Source organism: uncultured Sphingomonas sp. (assembly GCF_937859915.1).
GTDB lineage: Bacteria > Pseudomonadota > Alphaproteobacteria > Sphingomonadales > Sphingomonadaceae > Solisphingomonas.
In genome coordinates this window covers 1-8,449 of sequence record NZ_CALMAW010000072.1, presented here as the reverse complement: position 1 = coordinate 8,449, position 8,449 = coordinate 1, and the positions used below count along the sequence as shown (strand labels likewise).

General features: G+C 66.6%; 9 protein-coding genes and 1 tRNA gene. 8 read left to right on the top strand and 2 right to left on the bottom strand.

All coding sequences use genetic code 11. The features are described 5' to 3' along the window. The first annotated feature begins 89 nt into the window (after positions 1–89). Both Q0326_RS09695 and Q0326_RS09690 read left to right on the top strand, forming a co-directional pair. Positions 90–644, top strand: a complete 555-nt coding sequence (locus tag Q0326_RS09695; RefSeq protein WP_363303934.1) for a sulfotransferase — start codon at positions 90–92, stop codon at positions 642–644. A 241-nt stretch (positions 645–885) separates the two neighbouring features. Then, entirely contained in the window at positions 886–1,170 is a 285-nt protein-coding gene (locus tag Q0326_RS09690; protein ID WP_298689611.1) for a hypothetical protein, read from the top strand. 154 nt (positions 1,171–1,324) lie between these two features. Here Q0326_RS09690 and Q0326_RS09685 read toward each other — a convergent pair. Then, positions 1,325–1,398 (bottom strand) — tRNA-Gln (locus Q0326_RS09685). Positions 1,399–1,541: 143 nt separating this feature from the next. Here Q0326_RS09685 and Q0326_RS09680 point away from each other — a divergent pair. The 4 genes from Q0326_RS09680 (at position 1,542) to hslU (ending at position 5,437) form a co-directional block, all read left to right on the top strand. Then, a complete protein-coding gene (locus Q0326_RS09680) occupies positions 1,542–2,600 on the top strand; it encodes a Ppx/GppA phosphatase family protein (protein WP_298689615.1) in 1,059 nt (352 codons plus the stop codon). Next, positions 2,597–3,301 carry an RlmE family RNA methyltransferase gene (locus Q0326_RS09675; RefSeq protein WP_298689609.1) on the top strand — a complete coding sequence of 235 codons (705 nt, stop codon included), beginning with the start codon at positions 2,597–2,599 and terminating at the stop codon, positions 3,299–3,301. Before Q0326_RS09680 ends, Q0326_RS09675 begins: the two co-directional genes overlap by 4 nt. A gap of 151 nt (positions 3,302–3,452) precedes the next feature. Continuing rightward, positions 3,453–4,007 (top strand): ATP-dependent protease subunit HslV, encoded by a 555-nt coding sequence (hslV, locus tag Q0326_RS09670; RefSeq protein ID WP_298689607.1) that lies wholly within the window; start codon positions 3,453–3,455, stop codon positions 4,005–4,007. A gap of 125 nt (positions 4,008–4,132) precedes the next feature. Further along, positions 4,133–5,437, top strand: a complete 1,305-nt coding sequence (hslU, locus tag Q0326_RS09665; RefSeq protein WP_298689605.1) for an ATP-dependent protease ATPase subunit HslU — start codon at positions 4,133–4,135, stop codon at positions 5,435–5,437. Between the two features lie 154 nt (positions 5,438–5,591). Here hslU and Q0326_RS09660 read toward each other — a convergent pair whose 3' ends face one another. Next, positions 5,592–6,242, bottom strand: coding sequence for a hypothetical protein (locus tag Q0326_RS09660; protein WP_298689603.1), 651 nt, complete (start codon positions 6,240–6,242; stop codon positions 5,592–5,594). 219 nt (positions 6,243–6,461) lie between these two features. Here Q0326_RS09660 and Q0326_RS09655 point away from each other — a divergent pair, with 219 nt between their 5' ends. Beyond that, positions 6,462–7,349: a DMT family transporter gene (locus Q0326_RS09655; protein ID WP_298689601.1), complete on the top strand. Its 888-nt coding sequence runs from the start codon at positions 6,462–6,464 to the stop codon at positions 7,347–7,349. Positions 7,350–7,516: 167 nt separating this feature from the next. Further along, entirely contained in the window at positions 7,517–8,143 is a 627-nt protein-coding gene (locus Q0326_RS09650; RefSeq protein WP_298689599.1) for a DedA family protein, read from the top strand. The last annotated feature ends 306 nt before the right edge of the window (positions 8,144–8,449 follow it).

Below are 8,449 nucleotides of genomic sequence, written 5' to 3'. Positions count from 1 at the left end.
GCCGCGTAGCAAGGCTCGCAAAATCAGATGCTTAGTTTCGAATCCGACTCTTAGGTCGGTGCCTGAAGATACTCGGCTATGCAAAACATGTGTCTTGCACTAAACATTTACTGTCAAAATATCGGCGAGGTTTCTTGGAAGAGATTTACCACACGGTTGACATTAATGATTCGTTCGAAGACTGGCCGTTCCCCTTATGCTATAGAGAGCTACATTTCCGCTATGGCCAGAACGCTCGCTTCATACTCACCGTTCGCAAGAATTCTGTCGAGTGGTGCAATAGCCTGAAACGCCATGCCCTCAGGACCAGTCCAGACAATCATTGCCGCCTTCTTGCCTATGGGGATAATTATCCCCACGGCGTAGAGCGGGCTCACGAGTACTTCTATGAAGACCACAACAACGGAGTGGTGCGTTTTTTCGAGAAAAATAATGCTTCGCATCTTCTGCTTAAGGTAAGCTGGGACGCCGGCGATGGATGGAATATTCTTTGCAACTTTTTAGACGAAGATGTGCCTAGCGTGCCTTTCCCGCATGAAAATAGGGGCACTGAAACTATCCCAGACAGTGTAAAATCAATTAATATATCTCTTATAAAACAGCAACTTAGGCTTCTTGATTTAGACGAAGACCTTTATTTATAGAGGTGTCCGCGCGTTTAATAGTCGTGCGTATCATCGCGTTGGTTCGCCGACCACGGCCTGTCTGAGCGAGCCTTTAATCTGGGCGGTGCGTCTTACCGTTCTGCCGTGCCTCTCGGTCGCGAACATCGCGCATCGCTACGCGGCGTCCCCGACGAATCATCCGCCGTAATCCCCAGCCGCGCAGTCGTGAACATCGCGGACCGTGCTACCTCGCGGCTCCGATCATCCCAGCGCCCGACCGATGCCGGTCGACTTCCCCGGAATGTTCGTGCTGCTTGGCTGGGAAGCGATCGAGGATCACTATCTGGCCAGCCAGCGTACCGTCCGCCGATGGATGCGACAGGCCGGCGCGGAAGATATGATCGCCCGGCGCCGAGGCTATGTCCGTAAGGTCTATGCGGCGCGCGGCATACCGAACGCCGTCGGCCGCAAGCCGAAGTTCCCGCCAGAGATGCGCGCCGGCGATCATGCGCTGGCGTTTATGCCGGTGCGGCGCGTGCGGCGGCGGTATGAGGGCGCGATCTGAGGCGGCGCGTGTAGCATCGTGTTGCACGGACCTGCCGGGAATCGGCGGAAATACGCGGAAATGGACGGTTTTAGCCTGCAACAGCAAGCAACACGCTAAGAGAGCCGTCGCCCGCCCGGCGTGTTGCAAACCATTGATTTATATGGATTCTGCCTGGATGCCCCGCGAGGATTCGAACCTCGATAAACGGAATCAGAATCCGTTGTCTTACCTTTAGACGACGGGGCACCAACGGCAGACCGGCGCTCTAGTTTTCCATGTCCTGTCTGTCAACGCCGCAGTCTTGCGGCTTGGGCCCCGGCCCTATACCTTGGCGTCAAGCATCGGCGGGATCGTCCGCCGGGAATATGATTTTGAGGATGAAGCGGCCGATGGCGCATGATGCGGCCAGCGTGAGGCCGCGAGCCGGGCGCCCGCCCGGCGCGCAAGGCTCCAAACCCCCGCCCCGGCGGGACGGCGAACGGCGCACCTATGCCGCGCTCGATCTCGGCACCAACAATTGCCGGCTGCTGATCGCCCGTCCGCAGGACGACGGCTTCGTGATCATCGACGCCTTCTCGCGGATCGTCCGGCTCGGCGAGGGGCTGGCGGCGAGCAACCGGCTGTCGGACGCCGCGATCGAGCGCGCGATCGCCGCGCTGTCGATCTGTGCCGACAAATTGAAGCGCCGCCATGTCACGCTGGTCCGCTCGGTCGCGACCGAGGCGTGCCGCCGCGCCGAGAACGGCCCCGATTTCGTCGCGCGCGTCCATGCCGAGACCGGTATCCGGCTCGACGTGATCGGTGCGGGCGAGGAGGCGCGACTGGCGGTGCTCGGCTGCCAGGCGCTGCTGCCGCAAGGCGAAGGGCCCGGCCTGATCTTCGACATCGGTGGCGGCTCGACCGAACTCGTGCTGGTCGAGACGATCGCCGACGGGTCGTGCCGCATCCTCGACTGGTTCTCGGCACCGTGGGGCGTGGTGTCGCTGACCGAGGCCGAGGGCGCGGGGATCGATTCGAACGACCGCACCGCGGCGGTCGCGGGCTATGCGCGGATGAAGGCACGCGTCGCGGGCGCCTTCGCCGATTTCGCGACCACCCTGCCCCGCCCGACCAGCCCGCCGCGGCTGCTCGGCACCTCGGGCACGGTGACGACGCTCGCCAGCCTGCATCTCGGGCTTTCCTCCTATGATCGCCGCGCGGTCGACGGGCTGATCGTGCCCGCCGAGGCGATGCGTGCGGTGAGTCTCAGGCTGGCGGGCATGACGATCTCGGAACGCGCGCAGGTGCCGTGCATCGGCAACGAGCGCGCCGACCTGGTCGTCGCCGGCTGCGCGATCCTCGAGGCGATCATGGACATCTGGCCCGCCGACCGGCTCGGCGTCGCCGACCGCGGCATCCGCGAGGGCATATTGCGCTCGCTCATCGCACGCGACGGAGCAGGATTATGAGCACGACCACCGGCCGCAGCACGGGGCCCGGCGGCCGCCAGCGCGTCAAGACCGCCAAGGGCCGCACCACCGCCTCGGTGCGCTGGCTCGAACGCCAGCTCAACGATCCCTACGTCCGGCTCGCCAAGGCGGAGGGCTATCGCAGCCGCGCCGCCTACAAGCTCACCGAACTCGACGAGCGCTTCAAATTTCTGAAGGGCTCGAAGCGCGTGATCGATCTCGGCATCGCGCCCGGCGGCTGGGCGCAGGTGGTGCGCAAGGTCTGTCCCAAGGCGGTGGTGATCGGCATCGATCTGCTGCCGGTCGACCCGATCGACGGCGTCACCATCTTCGAGATGGATTTCATGTCCGACGCGGCGCCCGGCCTGCTCGCCGAGACGCTGGGCGGGCCCGCCGACCTCGTGCTGTCGGACATGGCGGCCAACACGGTCGGCCACCAGCAGACCGACCATCTGCGTACCATGGGCCTGGTCGAGGCGGGTGCGGCGTTCGCCGCCGAGGTGCTGCGCCCGGGCGGCTGTTTCGTCGCCAAGGTGCTCGCCGGCGGCGCCGATTCGTCGCTGGTCGCGGCGCTCAAGCGCGACTTCACCACGATCAAGCACGCCAAGCCGCCCGCCAGCCGCAAGGAATCGAGCGAATGGTATGTGGTGGCGCAGGGGTTCAAGGGGCGGACCGAGCCGCCTTCGTCTTCGTCATCCTGAACTCGGTTCAGCATCCAGAGACGCCGCGTATCTCCGCCCGACGCCGCGCGTCTGGATCCTGACCTTCGTCAGGATGACGGCGATGCAAGCGGGGTTATTGCAGCCCCGTTACCGCCCCCCATATCCCCGCCAACCAGAGAGCGGGAACACAATGAGCGAAGACAAGATTGGCTGGCACGGCACCACGATCCTTTCGGTGCGGCGTGGCGGCAAGGTCATCATAGCCGGCGACGGGCAGGTCAGCATGGGCAACACCGTGATGAAGCCCAACGCCAAGAAGGTGCGCCGGATCGGCGACGGCCAGGTCATCGCGGGCTTCGCAGGCGCCACCGCCGACGCCTTCACGCTGTTCGAGCGGCTCGACGCCAAGCTCGAGCGGCACCAGGGCCAGCTGATGCGCGCCGCGGTCGAGCTCGCCAAGGACTGGCGCACCGACAAATATCTGCGCAACTTGGAAGCCCTGATGATCGTCGCCGACAAGGAGGTGACGCTGATCCTCACCGGAAACGGCGATGTGCTCGAGCCCGAAGCCGGGATCGCGGCGATCGGATCGGGCGGCAATTACGCGCTCGCCGCGGCGCGCGCGCTGGTCGACTATGAGCCCGATGCCGAGACCGTCGCGCGCAAGGCGATGGCGATCGCCGCCGAGGTCTGCGTGTTCACCAACGACCGGCTGACGATCGAGACGCTCGACAGCGCTTCCTGAATCGCAATTCCCCTTCCTGACAGGGAGGGGTTAGGGGTGGGTTCGCCTCCGCAGGGCGTAGCGCTTGCCCCGTACGAACCCACCCCCGCCCCCTCCCTTTCAGGGAGGGGAGAAGGACCACAACGATGCTGAATTCCCTCACCCCCAAGGCGATCGTCGCGGCGCTCGACGAGCATATCATCGGCCAGCGCGACGCCAAGCGCGCGGTCGCGGTCGCACTGCGCAACCGCTGGCGCCGCCAGCAGCTCGGCGCCGACCTGCGCGACGAAGTCTCCCCCAAGAACATCCTGATGATCGGGCCCACCGGCTGCGGCAAGACCGAGATCAGCCGGCGTCTCGCCAAGCTCGCCGACGCGCCCTTCGTCAAGGTCGAGGCGACCAAGTTCACCGAGGTCGGCTATGTCGGCCGCGACGTCGAGCAGATCGCGCGCGACCTTGTCGAGGAGGCGATCCGGCTCGAGCGCGAACGCCGCCGCGTCGCGGTCAAGGATAAGGCCGAGGAGGCCGCGCTCGGCCGCCTGCTCGATGCGCTGGTCGGCAAGGACGCCTCCGAGGCGACGCGCACCTCCTTCACGCAGCGCTTCCGCGACGGCCATCTCGACGACAAGGAGATCGAGATCGAGGTCGAGGACGCCCCCGCCGCCCCGTTCGAGGTGCCCGGCATGGCCGGCCAGGTCGGCATGATCAATCTGTCCGACATGATGGGCAAGGCGTTCGGCGGCGCCAAGCCCTTGAAGCGCCGCAAGCTCGACGTCCGCGCGGCCTGGGCCAAGCTGGTCGAGGAGGAAAGCGACAAAAGGCTCGACAGCGACGATCTCAACCGCGCCGCGCTTTCCGACGCCGAGCAGAACGGCATCGTCTTCCTCGACGAAATCGACAAGATCGCGGTTTCCGACGTGCGCGGCGGTTCGGTCAGCCGCGAAGGCGTGCAGCGCGACCTGCTGCCGCTGATCGAGGGGACCACGGTCGCGACCAAATACGGCCCGATGAAGACCGATCATGTCCTCTTCATCGCCTCGGGCGCCTTCCATGTCGCCAAGCCCAGCGACCTGCTGCCCGAGCTGCAGGGGCGCCTGCCGATCCGCGTCGAATTGAAGGCGCTGACCGAGGCCGATTTCGTGTCGATCCTCACCGACACGCGCGCGAGCCTGACGCAGCAGTACACCGCGCTGATCGGCACCGAGGGGGTGACCGTCGCCTTCACCGACGCAGGCATCGCCGCGATCGCCAAGATCGCCGCGCAGGTCAACGACAGCGTCGAGAATATCGGCGCGCGCCGGCTGCAGACGGTGATGGAGAAGCTGCTCGAGGAGGTCAGCTTCGAGGCCGAGGACCGGAGCGGGTCGACGGTGACGGTCGACGCCGCCTATGTCGAGGCGCAGCTGGCGGGGGTGGCGAAGAACACCGATCTCAGCCGCTATATTCTGTAAGACGGCGCAAAGCGTTCCTTTCGTCATCCTGACGAAGGTCAGGATCCAGACGCGCGACGCGCGTTCGTCGGGCGGCGCGCGTCTGGATCCCGAACCAAGTTCGGGATGACGGGAGAAGGTCCGGATCGCTCGATATCTCGACGGTCGATCCGCTCTACCCCACCAAGCGGGTGAATTCTGCCGCCTGCTGCGCGCCAAGACCGTCGAGCCAATAGCCCATGCATTGGGAATCATGCGGCGCGTGGTCGCGGGCATCGGCCGGTAGCGGCAAGGATCCGTCGCCATAGTCGCGCAGCACGGTCAGCCAGTGTCCGAGGTCGCGCCCGGCGGCCGCGCCGAGATCGACCGTGTCTCCGGCCGGCGCGCGCACGCGGAAGATGATCTGATGATGCGTGCTGTGCTTGCTGTACCATAGGTTGCAGCCGCGCGCCGTCACCGTCGCGTCGGCGAGCGCGAACCGCACGTCATGATGCCAGGGCAGCGCCGGATGGATCAGCACATCGTCGCCCATGACCACGACGTAGCGGCGCATCGCCACCGCCGACGCGCCGATCATCGCGGCAAGCAACAAGGCCAATAAAGTGAGCTTGGTGACCAGGCGGACGTTGGCCACCATGACCAGCATGCCCGCTATCAACGGCAGAACGAAGAAGGCGACGGTCGTCCCGTTTTGCCGGAACAGCAGATTGGGCATCGTCATGCTGGCGCGGACGCGATCCAGCCATGCGTCGCTCCACCGCAAGTCATAGAAGACAGCGACCAGACACAGCGCGACCCAGGCGGCAATGCCAAGGCCTTGCATCATCTTTTGACCCGGTGTCAGCGCGCCTTGATCGATCAGCAGACCGCTGCGCCGACCGCCTTGCGCCGGCCATGACGGCTCCGGCCTATCCTTCTGCATCGCCATGGATCACGCCCCCCACGGGTCCGGAAGGCTAGCACAGGCACACCCGCGTGCAAGACCGCGCGCAGATGTGCGGGATGAACGCTCGACATCGCGACCCACGCCCGCCAGAGCCGCGCGGTGCTCGCGACCCTCGCCCCGATCCTGTTCGTGCTGATCTGGTCTACCGGCTTCGTCGTCGCGCGCGCGACCGTGCCGCATGCCGCGCCCGAGCTGATCCTGGTCGCGCGGATGTTGCTCACCGCGCTGCTGCTCGGCGGGCTGGCGGCGGTTGCGCGCGAAAGGCTGCCGCGGGCGCGACAGCTCGGACTGCACCTCGTCGCCGGCGCGCTGCTCAACGGCCTCTATCTGTGCACGAGCTGGTGGGCGATCCAGCGCGGCATGCCCGCGGGGATCATGTCGCTGCTCGGCGCGCTGCAGCCGCTGGTGGTCGCGGTCGCGTCGTTCGCGCTGCTCGGCGAGCGGCTGGCGACGCGCGCCTGGACCGGGCTAGGCGTCGGGCTGACCGGCGTCGCGCTGGTGCTGGCGCCGCTGCTGATGCGCGGCGGCCATGCCTCGGTGCCGCTGTTCGTCGCCGCCTGCGCGATGGCGGCGATCCTGGCGATGGCGGCGGGCACGATGATCCAGCGCGGCGCGATCGGCGGCGATCCGATCCGCGTTTCGGGCGCGGTGCAGAATGTCGGCGGCGGGTTGGTCGCGATCCTGGCGACGGTCGCGCTGGGCGACTATCATTGGGACGGGTCGCTGGAACTTTGGCTGGGGCTCGGCTGGTCGGTGGTCGGGCTGTCGGCGGCGGCGCTGTCGCTGCTGGTGTGGATGACGCGGCACCAGGGCGCGACGCGGGTGAGCGCGCTGCTGCTCCTCGTCCCGCCGCTGGCGGCGATCGAGGCGTGGATCCTGTTCGGCGAGCGGCTGGTGCCGGTCCAGCTGCTCGGCTTCGCGCTGGCGCTGGGCGGCGTGGTGCTGGCGCGGATGACGACGAAGGTGCCGATCGTCGAGCCTGCGTAAGGAACCCGTCATCCATCCTTCGTCGTCCCGGACTTGTTCCGGGATCCAGGGCTTCACACGGCGACGCCTGCGGCCCTGGATGCCGGATCAGGTCCGGCATGACGGGTAAAGTTTATGCCGTCCGGTCGGATGGACAAAGCCCCGCGCCTCCCGCAAAGCCTGCGCCCATGCACGACATCGTAGGTCACATCGCCGGTTGGATCGTCTCGGTCATCTCGCAGCTCGGCTATGGCGGCGTCGCGCTGCTCATGGGGATCGAGAGCGCGTGCGTGCCGCTTCCCTCCGAGGTGATCATGCCGTTCGCGGGCTATCTCGTCTCGACCGGGCAGCTCAGCCTGATCGGCGTCGCGACCGCGGGCGCGATCGGCTGCAATCTGGGCTCGATCCCGGCCTATTATGCCGGTCAATATGGCGGCCGCGCGTTCATCCTGCGCTGGGGCCGGCTGGTGCTGATCGGCGCCGACGAACTCGATAAGGCCGAGGCCTTTTTCCAGCGCTTCGGCAGTCTGGCGGTGCTGATCGGGCGGCTGCTGCCGCTGATCCGCTCGTTCATCGCCTTTCCCGCGGGGATGGCGCGGATGAACCAGGTCAAGTTCCACCTCTACACCTTCGTCGGCTCGTGGCCGTGGTGCTTCGTGCTCGCGCTGATCGGCAAGCACCTGGGCGCCGCCTGGGACCATGATCCCCAGCTGCAGGCGGTGATGCACAAGCTCGACCTGGTGGTGGTGATCGCCGGCGTCGCGGCGGTAGCGCTCTATGTGTGGCACCGCGTGCGGGGCATGCGGAAGCACTGATCCTCCCCATCGCAGATGGGGAGGGGGACCGCCGGCGAAAGCCGGTGGTGGAGGGGCAAGGCTCCAGGCGCTGCGCCGGCCGCATTCCCCCTCCACCACTCGCCTGCGGCGAGCGGTCCCCCTCCCCACGCTACGCGTAGGGAGGATGATTACGCCTCAGCCCTCGCGGCGCTGGCCGCCGGGGCGGCCGCCGCCACGAAAGTTGCCGCCGCCGGGGCGACCGGCGGGACGACCACCCGTCGGGCGATCGCCCTGCGGACGCGCCGCGCGCTCGCCCTGCGGCGCACGCTCGCCGCCACCCTCGAC

Bases quoted from the DNA above. Each gene is read 5' to 3' on its own strand.
- hslU (WP_298689605.1), top strand. From the start codon at position 4,133: ATGCTGAATTCCCTCACCCCCAAGGCGATCGTCGCGGCGCTCGACGAG.
- hslV (WP_298689607.1), top strand. From the start codon at position 3,453: ATGAGCGAAGACAAGATTGGCTGGCACGGCACCACGATCCTTTCGGTG.
- Q0326_RS09675 (WP_298689609.1), top strand. From the start codon at position 2,597: ATGAGCACGACCACCGGCCGCAGCACGGGGCCCGGCGGCCGCCAGCGC.
- Q0326_RS09680 (WP_298689615.1), top strand. From the start codon at position 1,542: ATGGCGCATGATGCGGCCAGCGTGAGGCCGCGAGCCGGGCGCCCGCCC.
- Q0326_RS09650 (WP_298689599.1), top strand. From the start codon at position 7,517: ATGCACGACATCGTAGGTCACATCGCCGGTTGGATCGTCTCGGTCATC.
- Q0326_RS09660 (WP_298689603.1), bottom strand. From the start codon at position 6,242: ATGATGCAAGGCCTTGGCATTGCCGCCTGGGTCGCGCTGTGTCTGGTC.
- Q0326_RS09690 (WP_298689611.1), top strand. From the start codon at position 886: ATGCCGGTCGACTTCCCCGGAATGTTCGTGCTGCTTGGCTGGGAAGCG.